This is a genomic window from Streptomyces sp. 5-10, assembly GCF_014712245.1.
In the GTDB taxonomy this organism is placed as follows: domain Bacteria; phylum Actinomycetota; class Actinomycetes; order Streptomycetales; family Streptomycetaceae; genus Streptomyces; species Streptomyces violaceusniger.
Window position 1 is genome coordinate 14,600 of sequence record NZ_JACVYG010000063.1, and the last position, 15,750, is coordinate 30,349.

Below are 15,750 nucleotides of genomic sequence, written 5' to 3' on the forward strand. Positions count from 1 at the left end.
CACCCGTCGAGACCTGCTTCACCTGGCTCCGTCCGGTTCGCCGCGCCACCGCACCGCCTTTCGGGCACGCGGACCCGTATGCGGACAACACGCCGCTGACCTGCCGGTCGTGGCGTGCGCGACACTCTACGGCCAGCCGGGGGGCCTGCGCACCGGGCGCCCTCTACCCAGTGGTAATAGCGGTCTGGCAAGCTGCGTCCATGTCCGCTGCCGCCGCTGACCGGGCCCGGTACGACCGGGCCACCGCCCATCTCGAAGCGCCCGTGGCGATTGTCGACCTGGGAGCCTTCGACGACAACGCTCGGGATCTGGTCCGCCGGGCGGGAGGCAAACCGATCCGTGTCGCCAGCAAATCGGTGCGCTGCCGCGCGCTGTTGGAGCGGGTGCTCGCGCGCGACGGCTTCGCGGGGATCATGAGCTTCACGCTCCCGGAGTCACTGTGGCTGGCGCGCGAGGGGTTCGACGACGTACTGCTCGCCTATCCCTCCGCCGACCGGGACGGCTTCGCCACCCTGACCGGCGACCCCAAGCTGGCCGAGGCCGTGACCGTCATGGTGGACGACCTCTCCCAGCTCGATCTGATCGACAGCGTTCGCGCCGGGACCGAAGAGGTCCGGGTCTGCCTGGAATTGGACACCTCGCTGCGGATGCTCGGCGGGCGGGTGCGGGTCGGGGCGCTGCGCTCACCGCTGCGCGAACCGGAGCAACTGGCCGCCCTGGCGCGGGCGATCGCCGACCGCCCCGGCTTCCGGCTGGTCGGGCTGATGGCGTACGAGGGGCATGTGGCGGGCGTGGGCGACGCGGTGCCCGGGAGCCCGCTGCGCTCGCGCGCCATCCGGCTGATGCAGTCCGTGGCGCGCCGGGAGCTCGCGGCGCGCCGGGCCGCGGCCGTACGGGCGGTGCGGGCCGTGGCGGACCTGGAGTTCGTCAACGGCGGCGGTACGGGCAGTGTGCAGCACACCGCAGCGGAGGCCGCGGTGACCGAGATCGCCGCCGGGTCCGGGCTCTACCAGCCGCGGCTGTTCGACCACTACACCTCCTTCCGCGGCCGTCCGGCGGCCCTGTTCGCCCAGCCGGTGGTGCGCCGCCCCGGGGTGGGCGTGGTGACGGTGCTCGGCGGTGGCTATCCGGCCTCGGGCGCGGCGGGCCGGGACCGGCTGCCGGTGCCGTATCTGCCGGAGGGGCTGGTGTACGACTCGATGGAGGGGCCGGGCGAGGTGCAGACCCCGCTGCTGGGCACGGCCGCCGACGATCTGCTGATCGGCGACAAGGTGTGGTTCCGGCACGCCAAGGCCGGTGAGCTGTGCGAACGGTTCGACACGCTGCGGCTGGTCGAGGGGGACCGGGTGGTGGCCGAGGTGCCGACGTACCGGGGCGAGGGCAGGACGTTCCTCTGACCGACATCTTTCGAGCAACGACCGAAAAGCAACGGTGCGACGCGGCTAAATGGACCTGCCGTCGCCCGCCAGCGCCTCGATGCCCTTGAGGATCTTGTCCATGTCGCTGAGCGGCGGCGCCTTGTCGCTCTCGTCGAACCCGAAGCGCACCACGACCATCGTGCCCGGCATGGTGGGCGAGGGGAACGCCACCGACTGGACGATGCCGTCGTCGCCCTTCTTCGTCACCACCTTCCAGCGGACCAGATAGCCCTCCTTGCCCGCGACCTCGACCGCCGACGCCTTCAGCTGCTTGTGGGAGGTGATCCCGCCGTACGCCTTGCGGTCGGTGTCCTGGTCGGTGCCGTAGGACTCCTCGGCGTTCTGCGCGATGTCCTCCTTGGCTATGCCCTTGGCGGAGGTGGCCTTGTAGCCCTCGGCGGTCCGGGAGAAGGCGCCGCCGCGCACACAGTCGGTGGACGGGTCGCCCGGGCAGGGGTAGCGGGAGGTGGTGACGCCCGCGCCGCCGGAGCTGCTGCGCCCCGCCTGCCAGCCGGAGAGCACCGGCAGGCTGATGCCGTTGCCCGGGTCCGGGGCGGTGTCCGGGTCGTAGCTGGGTGGTGCGCTGGGGCTCTCGGTGGGCCCCTCCGAGGGGTTGTCCGGGGTGGGGAGGCCGGGGGCCGGGTCGCCGCCGTCGTCCGGCGCGGAGGTGCTGGGGCCGGGCCCGGTCTGGGCGTTCCCGCCGCCGTCGCCGCCGTCGCCCAGCAGCACGATGCCACCGGCGATCGCGGCGACGACGACGCCGACGGCGACGGAGAGCGCCGCGATCCTCGGGCCCCGGCCCCGGCTGTGGCCGTGTCCCCCCTGCCGCCCTGGCAGGTAGGGGGGTTGCGGCGGGCCGAAGGCCGGGTCCGCGGCGCCCGAGGCATCACGGGTGTACTCGGTCCACGCCGAACCGTCCCACCACCGTTCCATGGCGGGGCCGTTACCTGCGTAGCCGGGATCGGGGTACCAGCCGGGGGGCGTGTTCATGGTCACATGGTCAGCCTATGGCCAGGGGTGGAGTCCGTACACCGCGGATGGCAGGACTACGCACCCGGACTACAACGGCGTGACATATGCCCCGGCGATCCCGCCGTCCACGAGGAACTCGGCGGCGTTGACGAAGGACGCGTCATCGCTGGCCAGGAAGGCCACGGCGGAGGCGATCTCCTCCGGCTCGGCGAACCGGCCCACCGGTACGTGCACCAGCCGCCGCTGGGCCCGCTCCGGGTCCTTGGCGAACAGCTCCTTCAGCAGCGGGGTGTTGACCGGCCCCGGGCACAGCGCGTTGACCCGGATGCCCTCGCGGGCGAACTGCACGCCCAGTTCGCGGGACATGGCCAGCACCCCGCCCTTGGAGGCGGTGTAGCTGATCTGGGAGGTGGCGGCGCCCATCACGGCCACGAACGAGGCGGTGTTGATGATGGAGCCCCGGCCCTGCCGCCGCATGTACGGCAGCGCGGCCTTGCAGCACAGATAGACGGAGGTGAGGTTGACCTCCTGGACCCGCTTCCAGGCGTCGAGCCCGGTGGTGAGGATCGAGTCGTCGTCGGGCGGGGAGATCCCGGCGTTGTTGAAGGCGATGTCCACCGAACCGTAGGTGTCGAAGGCGGTCTTGAAGAGCGCCTCGACCTGCTCGGGGTCGACCACGTCCACTCGCACGAACAGCCCGCCGACCTCGTCGGCGGCGGCCTTGCCCGCGCTCTCGTCGATATCGGCGCAGACGACCTGCGCGCCCTCGGAGGCCAGGCGGCGCGCGGTGGCCAGGCCGATGCCGCTGCCCGCTCCGGTGATGACGGCGGTACGGCCCACCAGACGGCGGCACACGGGGGTCTCGGTCACGTCAGTCGCTCCTCGGTGCTGATGAAGACGTTCTTGGTCTCGGTGAAGGCGGCAAGGGCGTCGGGGCCCAGCTCCCGGCCCAGGCCGGACTGCTTGTAGCCGCCGAAGGGGGTGGCGTACCGCACGCTGCTGTGCGAGTTGACGGACAGGTTCCCGGCGGCGACGGCGCGCGAGACCCGGACCGCGCGGCCCACGTCACGGGTCCAGATCGAGCCGGAGAGGCCGTAGTCGGTGGCGTTGGCCAGCGTCACGGCGTCGGCCTCGTCCTCGAAGGGGAGGACGACCGCGACGGGGCCGAAGATCTCCTCCACGGCGGCGCGGTCCCCGGGGCCGGTGGCCTCCAGCACGGTGGCCGGGTACCAGAACCCCTTGCCCTTCGGGGCCTCGCCGCGGATGGCGGCGGGCGCGTCCTCGGGTACGTAGGACCGTACGCGCTCCCGCTGGGCGGCCGAGATCAGCGGGCCCATGGCGGTGGCGGGGTCGGCCGGGTCGCCGACCGCGAAGGAGGTCACGGCGGGCGCCAGCAGCTCCATGAACCGGTCGTAGACGGATGCCTGGACCAGGATGCGGCTGCGGGCGCAGCAGTCCTGTCCGGTGTTGTCCAGGAAGGAGCCGGGCGCGGCGGCCGCGGCGCGCTCGAGGTCGGCGTCGGCGAAGACGATGTTCGGGCTCTTGCCGCCGAGTTCGAGGGTCACCCGCTTCACGCCCGCGGCGCATTTGGCCATGATCTCCTTGCCGACGGCCGTGGAGCCGGTGAAGACGACCTTGGCGACGCCGGGGTGCTCGACCAGCGCGGCGCCCGCGACCGGCCCGGCCCCGGGCAGCACCTGGAAGAGCCCTTCGGGCAGGCCCGCCTCCAGGGCGAGTTCGGCCAGCCGGAGCGCGGTGAGCGGGGTGGTCTCGGCCGGTTTGAGGACGACGGCGTTCCCGGCGGCCAGGGCGGGCGCGGTGCCCCAGGCGGCGATCGGCATGGGGAAGTTCCACGGCGCGATGACCGCGACCACGCCCAGCGGCTCGTGGAAGGTGACGTTCAGACCGCCGGCCACCGGGATCTGGGCGCCGCTCAGCCGCTCCGCTCCCCCGGCCGCGTAGTCCAGCAGATCGCGCACGTTGCCCGCCTCCCAGCGGGCGTTGCCGATCGGATGGCCCGCCTCGCGGACCTCGAGGGCGGCCAGCTCCTCGATGTGGTCGTCCACGGCGGCGGCGAAGCGGCGCAGCAGCCGGGCGCGGTCGGCGGGGGCGAGCACGGCCCAGCCGCGCTGCGCCTCGGTGGCGCGCGCCACGGCGGCGGCCACCTCGCCCGGGGTGGCGGCGGGGACGGTGGCGATGACCTCCTCGGTGGCCGGATTGAGGATCCGGTGTTCGTGGGGGTGGTGGTCGGGGTGCGGGTGCTCGTTGCTCACCTGGTGGTTCCTCACATGCGCTCGAAGGACCGGAAGCGCTCCCAGTCCGTGACGGCGGTGTCATAGGCGTCCTGCTCGACGCGCGCCATGTTGAGGTAGTGCTCGACCACCTCGTCGCCGAAGGCGGCCCGCGCTATGGGGCTGTTCCGCCACAGCTCGGCGGCGTCGCGCAGCGAGGTCGGCACGTGCTCGGCGTCGCCGTTGTAGGCGTTGCCGGTACAGACCTCGGGGAGCTCCAGCTCCCGCTCCACGCCGTGCAGCCCGGCGGCCACCATCCCGGCCACGGCCAGGTACGGGTTGACGTCGCCGCCGGGGAGCCGGTTCTCCAGCCGGTGGGAGGGGCCGTGGCCGATGACGCGCAGCGCGCAGGTGCGGTTGTCCGGGCCCCAGGCGACGGCGGTGGGCGCGAAGGAGCCGGGGCGGAACCGCTTGTAGGAGTTGATGTTCGGGGCGTAGAGCAGGGTGAAGTCGCGCATCGCCGCGATCTGTCCGGCGAGGAAGTGGCGCATGGTCTTCGACATGCCGTACGGGCCGTCGTCGTCGGCGAGCACGGGGTGTCCGGCCTCGTCGCGCAGCGAGAGGTGGATGTGGCAGGAGTTGCCCTCGCGCTCGTCGTACTTGGCCATGAAGGTGAGCGCCATGCCCTCCTGGGCGGCGATCTCCTTGGCGCCGGTCTTGTAGACGGCGTGCTGGTCGCAGGTGGTCAGGGCGTCGGCGTAGCGGAAGGCGATCTCGTGCTGGCCGAGGTTGCACTCCCCCTTGGCCGACTCCACGGTCATGCCGGCGGCGCCCATCTCGTTGCGGATGCGGCGCAGCAGGGGCTCGACCCGGCCGGTGCCGAGCACGGAGTAGTCGACGTTGTACTGGTTGGCGGGGGTCAGCCCGCGGTAGCCGGTGTTCCACGCCTGCTCGTAGCTGTCCCTGAAGACCATGAACTCCAGCTCGGTGCCGGTGTACGCGGTCCAGCCGCGCTCGGCGAGCCGGTCGAGCTGACGGCGCAGGATCTGGCGCGGGGAGGCGGCCACCGGGCTGCCGTCGTGCCAGGCGAGGTCGGCGGTGAGGAGGGCGGTGCCGGGGTTCCAGGGGGTGCGGCGCAGGGTGGCGGTGTCGCCGTGCATGGCGAAGTCGCCGTAGCCGCGCTCCCAGGAGGACATGGCGTAGCCGTCGACGGTGTTCATCTCGGTGTCGACGGCGAGGAGGTAGTTGCAGCCCTCGGTGCCGTGCTCCAGGACGTCGTCGAGGAAGAAGCGGGCGGCGAACCGCTTGCCCTGGAGCCTTCCCTGCATATCGGTGAAGGCCAGGACGACGGTGTCGATCTCCCCGGCGGCGACCAGTCTGGTCAGCTCGTCGACCGAGAGCGGGGGCGTGCGGTCTGCCACGGTGGGGCCTCCTGCGTCGGAGAATTCTGGGGGGGAGGGAGGGTGCGGAGAGGGGTTGGGGAGCGCGGGGTGGCCTTAAGGTAATACCGCAGACCATTGGTTGGGAAGTAGGTGCGGACGGTTCGATGAGCGAGAGCGAGAGCGAGAGCGGGAGTGGGCGCGGGAGCGCGGCGGACGACCGGCTGGCGCCGGTGCTGCGCCCGGTGCGCGCGGGGAACGGCTTCGAGGAGGCGCTGGAGCAGATACTCCAGGTGCTGCGGCTGGGGCTGGTCCCCGACGGCGGCCGGCTCCCGGCCGAGCGGGAGCTGGCCGACCGGCTGCGGATCAGCCGGGTGACCCTGCGCGAGGTGCTGAAGGTGCTCCAGGACCAGGGGCTGGTGGAGAGCCGCCGCGGCCGCTACGGCGGCACCTTCGTCCGGGCCAGGCCCGAGCCCGCCGAGGGCGGCGAGGACGAGCTGCGGCGGCGGGTCGAGGCGGTCGACGTCGAGGACACCCTGCGGTTCCGTGAGGTCCTGGAGGTGGGCGCGGCGGGGCTGTGCGCCGCGCACGGGCTGGGCGAGGGGCAGGCGCGGCGGCTGCGGGCGGCCCTGGACGCGACGCGGGACGCCCCGCTGGCCGACTACCGCCGGCTGGACACGATGCTCCACCTCACGCTCGCGGAGCTGGCGGGCTCACCGTCGCTTGCCGCCCAGTACGCGGCCGTCCGCGCGACCGTCAACGACCTGCTGGACTGCATCCCGCTGCTGGTCAAGAACCTCGAGCACTCCCAGGCCCAGCACGGGGCGCTGGTCGAGGCGGTGCTGGACGGGGACGCGGACGGGGCGCGCGAGGCGATGCGGGAACACTGCGAGGGCACGGCGGCGCTGCTGCGCGGCTTCCTGGTCTGAGCGGTCGGTCCACCGGGTCATTAACCACGGTTTTACGCAGAGGTCTTGCGCATCGCCGACCGGAAGGCAAAGGTATGGCCCCACACCTTTGCCATCGCCCCCTCGTGTGGAGCAGGAGTGTCCCCCATGGCCGACGGTACCGAGTCCGCCCGCACCGAATCCGCCAGCGCCTCCGTCGGCGGCGCGCCGCCGGGCGGCGGCCCGGCGGCACCCTCCCCGGAGGACGCGTACCTGGAGCGCCGCACCCTGCGGCGCGGCAGCGCGGGCCCCCTGCTGCTGACCGGCCTCGGCGTCGCCTATGTCGTCTCCGGCGACTTCTCGGGCTGGAACTTCGGCCTGGCGGAGGGCGGCTTCGGCGGTCTCGCCATCGCCGCGCTGCTGATGGGCCTGATGTACGCCTGCATGGTGTTCGCCCTGGCGGAGCTGGCCGCGATCCTCCCCACCGCGGGCGGCGGCTACGGCTTCGCGCGGCGCGCCCTCGGCCCCTGGGGCGGCTTCCTCACCGGCACGGCGATCCTCATCGAGTACGTCCTGGCGCCCGCCGCCATCTCCATCTTCATCGGCGACTACGTCGAATCGCTCGGGCTCTTCGGCCTGGAGTCCGGCTGGCCGGTCTACCTGGCGTGCTTCGTCATCTTCATCGGCATCCATCTGTGGGGCGTGGGCGAGGCCCTGCGGTTCAGCCTGGTCGTGACCGCCATCGCCGTCGCCGCGCTGCTGGTCTTCGCCGTGGGCGCCCTCACCGACTTCGACGCGGGCTCGCTCAACGACATCCCGGCGGACCACTCCTCCTTCGGCGCGAGCTCCTGGCTGCCGTTCGGGCTGCTCGGCATCTGGTCGGCGTTCCCCTTCGGCATGTGGTTCTTCCTGGGGGTGGAGGGGGTGCCGCTGGCGGCCGAGGAGACCCGGGACCCGGCCCGTACGCTGCCGAAGGCCATGGCCTGGTCCATGGGCATCCTGCTGCTCCTCGCCCTGCTCACCTTCCTCGCGGCGACGGGGGCGCGCGGCCCGAGCGCCGTGCAGGACGCGGGCAACCCGCTGGTGGAGGCGCTGCAGCCGGACGGCGAGGCCACCGTGCTGTCCCGCATCGTCAACTACGCGGGGCTCGCCGGGCTCGTGGCCTCCTTCTTCTCCCTGATCTTCGCCGGTTCGCGCCAGCTGTTCGCGCTCTCCCGGGCCGGCTATCTGCCCCGCTTCCTCTCGCTGACCAGCAGCCGCAAGGCCCCCTTCCTGGGCCTGCTGGTCCCGGGCGCCATCGGCTTCGCCCTCGCGGCGTGGACCGGCGACGGCGCCCGGATGCTCAACACGGCGGTCTTCGGCGCCACCATCTCGTACGCCCTGATGTCGCTCTCGCACATCGTCCTGCGCCGCCGCGAACCGGGCCTGGAGCGTCCTTACCGCACCCCCGGCGGCACGGTGACGTCGTCCCTCGCCTTCGTCCTGGCCTGCTCCGCGCTGGTGGCCACCTTCCTGGTGGACAAGGACGCGGCCTTCATCGCGCTCGGCGTCTACGCGGTGGCGCTGGCCTACTTCGCCTTCTACAGCCGCCACCGCCTGGTCGCGGCGGCGCCGGAGGAGGAGTTCGCGGCACTGGCGGAGGCCGAGGCGGAACTGTCCCGCGACTGAGACCATTCCCCCGGCGGAGAACCGTCCGCGACCGCCCTTCGGCCGTCCCTCGACCGCCCCTCGGCCGTCCCTCGGCCGTCCCGCGAAGGTGAGCCGTCCCATGGCCGAGAACCGTCCCGCGACCGAGCAGGTCCACGAAGATCGGAGTCCCCGGTGTCCAAGCCCCTGATCGGCGTCAGCACCTATCTCGAACCCTCGGCGAGCTGGGGCGTGTGGAACCTGCCCGCCGCGCTGCTGCCCTCGGGCTACCACCTGCTCGTCCAGCGCGCGGGCGGCCTCGCGGCGATGCTGCCACCGGACGAGGACCCGGCCGCCGCCGCGAGCGTCGTCTCCCGCCTCGACGGGCTCGTCATCTCCGGCGGCCCGGATGTGGAACCGGCCCGGTACGGGGCCGAGGTGGAGCCGCGCACCGGGCCGCCCGCGCGGGAGCGGGACGCCTGGGAGCTGGCCCTGATCGACGCGGCCCTGGCCTCGGGCACTCCCCTGCTGGGCATCTGCCGCGGCCACCAGCTCCTGAACGTCTCCCTCGGCGGCACCCTCGTCCAGCACCTGGACGGCCACGCGGGCCCGCCCGGCGTCTTCGACCACCACCAGGTGAAGCCGGTCCCGGGCACGCTCCTCGCCGGGATCCTCCCGGAGCCGGTGTCCGTCCCCACCTTCCACCACCAGTCCGTCGCCCACCTGGGCAAGGGCCTGATCCCCTCGGCCCACGCCACGGACGACGGAACGGTGGAGGCGGTGGAGCTGCCGGACGCGGAGGCGTTCGCGCTGGGCGTCCAGTGGCATCCGGAGGCGGGCGACGACGTACGGATCATGCGCGCCCTGGTGGAGGCGGCGTCGGGCTGAGACGGCGTCGGCCGGGACGGGCCGGGCCGCGGCGGGCCGGGCCGCGGCGAGGCCAACCCGCGGCGAGGCCGGCTCAGCCGAGCTTGAGCAGCAGTTCGGTGAGTTCGGCGGGCATGGTGATCATGCAGTCGTGGCCGGTCTCCAGCTCCCACACCTGTGCCGGGGTGCCGTTGGGCTGGATCGCGGGGACGGGCCGCCGGGTGATGCCCTCCGGCACATTGGCGACGCAGTGGATGTGGGTCCGCGGTATCGCGTTCACGGCCGGGTTGTCCAGCCGGACCGGCTGCTGGAGGCAGCGCACCGACTGATCCGACAGCATCGACCGCAGCCACGCCACGTCCGCCGGGTCGGTGACCCCGAACAGATCCGCGGACGGCTCCATTCCGACCAGGGGCGGAATCCGCCAGCCGCTCTCGGACGCCAGGGCCTGGTCGATCATGGCCTGGGCGAAGGGCATGACATCGGCCGCGCTCTCGCCGTCCTCCGGGACCATCGCGTCGAGATAGACCAGCTGCCCGATCCGCTCCGGGACCTGGTTGGCCGCGGACGAGATGACCAGCCCGGCGTAGCTGTGCCCGACGAGCACCACATCGGTGAGGTCCTCTTCGGTGATCAGCCGGACGATGTCGTCGACATGCGTATCGAGCCCCACCTCGGGGCCGAGCAGATGCGCGGTGTCGCCGTAGCCGGTCAGCGTCGGCGCCACGACCCGGTGTCCGGCCGCCGTCAGCAGCGGGACCACCCGCTCCCAGCACTGCCCACTGTGCCAAGCTCCGTGCACCAGCAGATATGTCGACATGGCTCTACTCCATCCCCACGCCAAATAAACGGGACACTGTCCCGATTGACGATATGGGACAGTGTCCCGCTTAGCAAGCGGGGGCCGGCGCGGCGGTCAGGAGGTGATCTCGTACGGGTCGCCGTACATGCCTGACTACTACTTCTGAGAATCCGCCCAAAAAGCCCCCGTCCGGCGCCACGGGGGAAGCGCACGGACGGGGCCGATGTCCGCTCCGGCCGAGTGGCCGCGCGGTGATCAGTCAGCAGCAGCCAGGCAGACGGGACAGTTCACTACGCGCTGCCATCGGGAGACGTCTCGGCGCTCGGAGACTTCGGCACCACACCGGGGAACCATTGGCGTGACGCTGAACTTGTGCACAGTCATCAGATCGTCTCCGATGGTCCCCGGGAACCACTCATGGTCTCCACGCATGTCGATCGGTCGCTCTATCTGTGGCTTCCCCATGTCGCTCCCTATCTGTGGCTGTAGTCCCTTCCGGCGGCAGTGCGCGCACGGATACGGGCACGGCGGGAGGTCGGCCCCCGCCGGGATATGAACGACGCCAGAGACGGGATCCTGGGCCCCGCCGTACTTCGTCCACCACCCCTCCCGCGCCCCCTCGTACGGCGTCCCCGCGAACGGGTCGGCGCTCATGGCATCAGCGCGCGGTATTGCTGCACCTGCTCATCGACCAAGCGGTGAAGTTCGGCCCATGTGGGCGCACTCACGGTCTGATCCAGCTTGCCCCTGCCCTCCACCTCCGGGAGGCGGGGAATGTGGTACGGCGCTGTGGCGTACCACTGGGGCAACTGGCCCCCCGGCACTGGCTCCACCTCAGAGCGGAAATACGTCCAGCCCTCAGGCAGGGGAGCGGTGATCGGCGTTGGCTCCTTGCGTCGGCTCATGACGTGGCCTCCGGGGACTTGCCCTCTAGTACGCGCTCCACCTCAGGTTCCAGCGGATTCGGGGCCGGGAGTCGGCCGCCCCGGGACTCCGCAATTCGGAGCATGTCCCTCAGGCACTCCGTGAGCCGTCGCATCACGTACACGCACTCGTCAGGCTCGACAGGAAAACCCGCGTCTAACATGCCCAGCGACAGCGACAGGACAGCCTCCGCTGTGGCCGTTTGCACGGCTTCGATCTGGTCTGCCTTCCGAGCAACCCGGCTGTCAGGGCTGTCGTCTGGTGTGTACGCGGGTTTGCCGTTCGGCCCCGGCCATGGCAGTAGACGTAGGCGGGTAGCCTCCATGTGTCGCGCTCCTTCGCAGCGTGGCCATGCCCCCGGACCGCTCGCAGCGCGGTTGCGGGGGTCCTTGCATCGGCCCATGCTCCGACCCGCAATGCTCACACGGGAGTTGACCAGGGTTGACTACTCTGGAGAGACCACTGGTCAACCCACAGAGGTTCACGATGCGTGACTTTGCTGATCTTGCCCGTAGGGCACTTCGGGACAACGGCTATTCAATGAAGGCTGCGGCACGTGCGCTGAACTACGACCCCGCCTATCTGTCGCGTGTGCTCAATGGGAAGCAAAAACCATCGAATAACCTTGCGGCAGCGCTTGATTCCCTTGTCGGGGCTGGCGGAGCACTAGCCGGAATAATCCTCAGTGATGACGACACCGACCGGGTTGCCAAAAGCGCTGCCAATCCTTCCCGGCTGGACGCTGGAACTGTGGACGCTCTTGCCGGAGTGTTGGCCGCGTATCGCCGTCTTGACGACACGGCACAGCCGAAGTCCGTGATTCCCGCGACCATGGCGCAGATGAAGGAGATTATCCGCATGCTTCGTGCTGCCCGGGGACCGCATAGGGACCGGCTAGCCGAAGTGGCGTCAGAGTGGATCCAGTTCGCCGGATGGCTTCATGCGCAGACACGCGAAGACAGCGAAGCGGTAAGGCTGTTGAACGAGGCTGTTGAGCTTGCCGATGAAATCGGAGACGGCACGCTTGCGGCACAAGCACTGAACTTCAAGGGCTATCTTGCCCGGCAACAAGGAAGACCCCAGGGTATTGCCCGCTGGTTTGGAGCCGCAGCAAACACACCCGGGGCCCATCCGGCACAGCGAATCGGGGACTACCTCCAGGCAGCGGGTGGGCTTGCCGAAATGCACGAGAAAGATTCCGCGCTACGTATGGCGGAAGACGCGGAAAGGCTCATGGACGAAGCCGCCGCCCTTCCTCCGCCAGAGACTGCCTACTGGCTCACGCCCAACTTCAACCGACTGAATATGGGAATCTGTGTTCTCTCGCTGGGGCGGTACAGCGAAGCCGCCGACCACTTGCGGACCGGTCTTGCTGGCCTGCCGGATGATCTCAGAGACGCGCCGTGGACGTGGGAACACAAGGATGCGCTTCGCCGGGCGGTAGCGGCGGCGTAAAGCACAGAAGGCCCCAACGGTCCCGCACTCGCATTTACAGTGAATAACTGAACATCCTTCGTTTCCGCTGTAAAGACCGAGGCATTCCACACGGCCTAGATCTGCACACCAGTCGGCCCCCGCGTTCCCTATCGGAGCGCGGGGGCTTTCATGTTCGCCGTTTACACCCTCCGAACACCTATGCACCCGCGATGCCCATGCACCCCGCCGTAAATGCGCGAATGCTTTACAGCGGGAGATGCGCAGATTCCCGGTCCGGCCCTATCAGCGCAGACTGCGGGGCGTGTAAACACAGACCAAGCCAAGTGGTCTAGTCCAATACGGTCCAGTCAGCCGGCTCGGATATAAAGCCTATACAGCGCGGATAGCGTAGCGCGGATGTAAATAGACAGCGCCTGTAAACACAAACGCCCCTACCTAGACACCATGGATGGCGAATAGGCGGGGGCATTGTGTACAGCTACACCCTAGACGTATTCAGCGCTGTACAGCCTTTACGCGGCATCGTAAATCTTCGCCACGCTGTCCAGTCGCGGAAACGCGGGAGCCGCGCGGAGAATACCGCGAATCTGCGTGCTGTCAGAGGCGAACGCGCTGGACTTGTCCACGGCGATTTCAACGCCGTTGCGCAGGACAACGAACACGTCAGCCTTGCTGATAGCCCACACCGTGCCCGCCGTAACCGCAGCGCTGACGTACAGCGGACGGCCGAGAAGAACGCGACCACTCGGGGCAGCCAGGTCCGGGGTAATCAGCGGGATGTTGCTGCCGCTGGCTTGCTTCAGCTTGGCCAGGGTCCGCGCCGTGGCGGGGTCGGTGACGAACGACGTCACGTTGCCGCCGGATGCTTCCACCTCCATGACAGCGTCAGTGAAGGGGTCAGCGTTGGTGTAGCCCGCGCCGGAATCCACGACGATGAGGCCCGTAAGCGACTCCAGACCAGCCGGAGCGTTACCGCCGAGATTGCCGAAGAACGCGGCGTCCAGCTTGCGCGCCATTTCGCGGGCAATGGAATCGCCGACAAGCTGAAGCGCAGCGGGAGACGAGTCGTTCACAAGCTCATTGCTCAGCGTGGTGAGCGAAGCGAGCTTCTTGGGAGTGACTACGTACGCGTCAGTGTCGGCGTCCGAGGGGGTGATAGCCGCACCCTCGGCGGTCCATCCCGCCGTGACGTCGGAAGTCACGCGCGGAAAGTGGAACTCAGCGGCAGACGTCGGGACGACGGTAGCCACCTGCATTGCGACCGACGCGGCGGTCATCGGCTCGATAACGAGCTTCCCGTACTCCGGGGGGAGAATGGCCGCGTTGGCCGAGTTGAACATGGTCATGCTTGGTTTCCGTTCGGGATCGAAGTAGTGATTGATCCCGGGGGCAGCCTGGCCCCTCTGGGTGCTACGCCTGGCAGCACAAACAGCGCGAAATGGCAGCGCGTCCTACGCCCCTCTGCCTATCGCTGGTTCCACCTGGTCATGCAAAGGGCCCGTTGTCGGTGGAATACAACGGGCCCGTATTCGGGAAGGACTAACCGCGCAGCGCGGTAGCCCAGGACGGGGCAGGCTTAGCGAATGCGCCGGTTGCCCCTTGCGCGCCATGGAGGCTCGGACCGTAAGCACCGAACAGCCCCGGTGTCATTCCGGGCGCAGCGAGCCCCGGGCGTTCCTTAACGGCAGCGTCGGCGAGTTCCTTGATCTTGTCCGCGCTGACTCGGCCGTCGTCGTCCAAGACGTCAGCAAGGGTTGCTCCAGCGACGTCGAAGAGATCAGCGGGCACAGCCAGGAACTCAGCGGCGATTCGCTCGGCGTCGGCACGCAGGAAAGCATCCAACTTGGTGCGCAGTTCGTCGCGTTCGGCCTCAGCCTCTCGCGCTGTCACTCGCCACCTAGCCGCCTCAGCGTTCCTCGATGCTGGCTTATTCGTGCCCTCAGGCGCCCCTGTGGCGGCCTCGGCAGCGTTTCCCGGGGTGGTGGCCACAGCATCGCTTGCGGGGGCTTCAACGGGGCCCTGAGGGGCGTTGTCAGCGGCGGACATCGGGACCCCCAATGCCAGTGAAGATGCCGGACCACTCGATAGCGACCATGCCTATTGGCTGGCCGTCCATATCTTCGATGAGTTCGTGCTGGGTGGCCAGCGTGATGGGCTTTCCGCGCAACGCGGCGACGGCAGCGGGATCGATCACGTTCATAGGTGGCTCCCTAAGAAAGTCTGATGTGGGTAGTTTGTTGTAGACGCGCCTAATTCACGGATCAGCGTGTAGGCGCTGTCGATAGGCCGATTGTCGGCATGCGCCAGAGCAATAGCGGCGGTCTTTGCGGCGGGAATTTGGCAATTCGCGGGTGCATCCCGGGCGCGCACAGGACGTGTGGCGCTGGTACATGACCGTGAGACTCCGATGTGTGTAACGGCTACAGAGGCTTTCTGAGCGATTGGGCTGCCGTTTGACCAGATCAGGCCGTCACGTCCACGAAAGGCCGTCAGATAGCCCATATGAGCGCGTGTTACGGCTCAGATCCCCAGACTTGTACGTATGGGGAACCACAGCCCCTTCCGGGGGCCCTGAGGCCCGGGGGGAGGGAGGCACCCCCCTGGGGGGCTGTGGGCATCAGCGCAGGTCAGCGCGATGATTCAACAATGTTCACGCCGTAGACCATGGTCGGTGCCGACACGTTCGGCCGAGCGACACGCACACCAGCGGCGCGCAGTGCACAGCGAATCTCGGATTGCTTGGGTGAATTCCCGCGCTCATGGGTGCCGAGATATCGCCATACAGCATGTGCAACATCGAGAATTGATACGCACGCGTTCTCATCGGACGGCGCGAGTACATGCATCAGAGCGCCGATGATGGGTGACCGCCATTCCGCGCGTACATCATTCTCAAAGTTGATCGCATCTCGTCTCTCGCTGCGGTACATCGGTGCTCGCTCCCTCGTCTGTGGTGTGGTCCTGTCGTCATCCGCACGGGCTACACAGCGGCTCCCACGTGGCCACCACGCGCCACCACGTGGCCGCACAGCGGGATACCGCATGAGTGCCCAACTCCCGTGCTGGGGTGGACCATTGGAAGCGGGGGGGGCGACTCTGTGCGTGCGCGGGGGCAGCGCTGTGGGTGGCCCTGGGTAGCCCATGCGGATGGCACTGGTGCGCGGTACAGCGCGGGAAGGCGTGCAAGCGGGGCATGTCAATTTTTCT

14 protein-coding genes are annotated in these 15,750 nt (G+C 69.4%); 5 read left to right on the forward strand and 9 right to left on the reverse strand.

Features of this window, described 5'->3' with window-relative positions; genetic code table 11:
- Positions 1 to 200 precede the first annotated feature (200 nt).
- Positions 201 to 1,397, forward strand: coding sequence for an amino acid deaminase/aldolase (locus IEJ02_RS41215; protein ID WP_191069465.1), 1,197 nt, complete (start codon positions 201 to 203; stop codon positions 1,395 to 1,397).
- 45 nt (positions 1,398 to 1,442) lie between these two features.
- Here IEJ02_RS41215 and IEJ02_RS41220 read toward each other — a convergent pair whose 3' ends face one another.
- The 4 genes from IEJ02_RS41220 to IEJ02_RS41235 form a co-directional block, all read right to left on the reverse strand.
- Entirely contained in the window at positions 1,443 to 2,408 is a 966-nt protein-coding gene (locus tag IEJ02_RS41220; RefSeq protein WP_191069466.1) for a DUF2510 domain-containing protein, read from the reverse strand.
- A gap of 69 nt (positions 2,409 to 2,477) precedes the next feature.
- On the reverse strand, positions 2,478 to 3,260 hold the full coding sequence (locus IEJ02_RS41225; protein ID WP_137980265.1) for a 3-oxoacyl-ACP reductase: 783 nt from the start codon (positions 3,258 to 3,260) through the stop codon (positions 2,478 to 2,480).
- Entirely contained in the window at positions 3,257 to 4,663 is a 1,407-nt protein-coding gene (locus IEJ02_RS41230; protein WP_191069467.1) for an aldehyde dehydrogenase family protein, read from the reverse strand. The genes IEJ02_RS41225 and IEJ02_RS41230 overlap by 4 nt, the downstream gene beginning before the upstream one ends.
- An 11-nt stretch (positions 4,664 to 4,674) precedes the next feature.
- Positions 4,675 to 6,042, reverse strand: a complete 1,368-nt coding sequence (locus IEJ02_RS41235; protein WP_191069468.1) for a glutamine synthetase family protein — start codon at positions 6,040 to 6,042, stop codon at positions 4,675 to 4,677.
- Positions 6,043 to 6,167: 125 nt separating this feature from the next.
- Here IEJ02_RS41235 and IEJ02_RS41240 point away from each other — a divergent pair, with 125 nt between their 5' ends.
- The 3 genes from IEJ02_RS41240 (at position 6,168) to IEJ02_RS41250 (ending at position 9,401) form a co-directional block, all read left to right on the forward strand.
- A complete protein-coding gene (locus IEJ02_RS41240) occupies positions 6,168 to 6,929 on the forward strand; it encodes a FadR/GntR family transcriptional regulator (RefSeq protein ID WP_191069469.1) in 762 nt (253 codons plus the stop codon).
- Positions 6,930 to 7,055: 126 nt separating this feature from the next.
- The gene (gene eat / locus IEJ02_RS41245; RefSeq protein ID WP_191069470.1) at positions 7,056 to 8,555 is read left to right on the forward strand and encodes an ethanolamine permease; all 1,500 of its coding nucleotides are present in this window, start codon (positions 7,056 to 7,058) and stop codon (positions 8,553 to 8,555) included.
- A 153-nt stretch (positions 8,556 to 8,708) separates the two neighbouring features.
- Entirely contained in the window at positions 8,709 to 9,401 is a 693-nt protein-coding gene (locus tag IEJ02_RS41250) for a gamma-glutamyl-gamma-aminobutyrate hydrolase family protein (RefSeq protein ID WP_191069471.1), read from the forward strand.
- A 73-nt stretch (positions 9,402 to 9,474) separates the two neighbouring features.
- On the opposite strand, the gene IEJ02_RS41255 is transcribed toward IEJ02_RS41250, so the two are convergent.
- Positions 9,475 to 10,200, reverse strand: coding sequence for an alpha/beta fold hydrolase (locus tag IEJ02_RS41255; RefSeq protein WP_191069472.1), 726 nt, complete (start codon positions 10,198 to 10,200; stop codon positions 9,475 to 9,477).
- A 1,392-nt stretch (positions 10,201 to 11,592) separates the two neighbouring features.
- Here IEJ02_RS41255 and IEJ02_RS41260 point away from each other — a divergent pair.
- Entirely contained in the window at positions 11,593 to 12,561 is a 969-nt protein-coding gene (locus IEJ02_RS41260; RefSeq protein ID WP_191069473.1) for an NsdA family TPR-like regulatory protein, read from the forward strand.
- A 494-nt stretch (positions 12,562 to 13,055) separates the two neighbouring features.
- On the opposite strand, the gene IEJ02_RS41265 is transcribed toward IEJ02_RS41260, so the two are convergent.
- From IEJ02_RS41265 to IEJ02_RS41280, 4 genes are all read right to left on the reverse strand, one after another.
- On the reverse strand, positions 13,056 to 13,889 hold the full coding sequence (locus IEJ02_RS41265; RefSeq protein WP_191069474.1) for a phage major capsid protein: 834 nt from the start codon (positions 13,887 to 13,889) through the stop codon (positions 13,056 to 13,058).
- A 193-nt stretch (positions 13,890 to 14,082) separates the two neighbouring features.
- Entirely contained in the window at positions 14,083 to 14,433 is a 351-nt protein-coding gene (locus IEJ02_RS41270; protein ID WP_191069475.1) for a hypothetical protein, read from the reverse strand.
- Positions 14,434 to 14,575: 142 nt separating this feature from the next.
- Complete coding sequence (locus tag IEJ02_RS41275) at positions 14,576 to 14,743, reverse strand: hypothetical protein (RefSeq protein ID WP_191069476.1); 168 nt, start codon at positions 14,741 to 14,743, stop codon at positions 14,576 to 14,578.
- 427 nt (positions 14,744 to 15,170) lie between these two features.
- The gene (locus IEJ02_RS41280; RefSeq protein ID WP_191069477.1) at positions 15,171 to 15,473 is read right to left on the reverse strand and encodes a hypothetical protein; all 303 of its coding nucleotides are present in this window, start codon (positions 15,471 to 15,473) and stop codon (positions 15,171 to 15,173) included.
- Positions 15,474 to 15,750 lie beyond the last annotated feature (277 nt).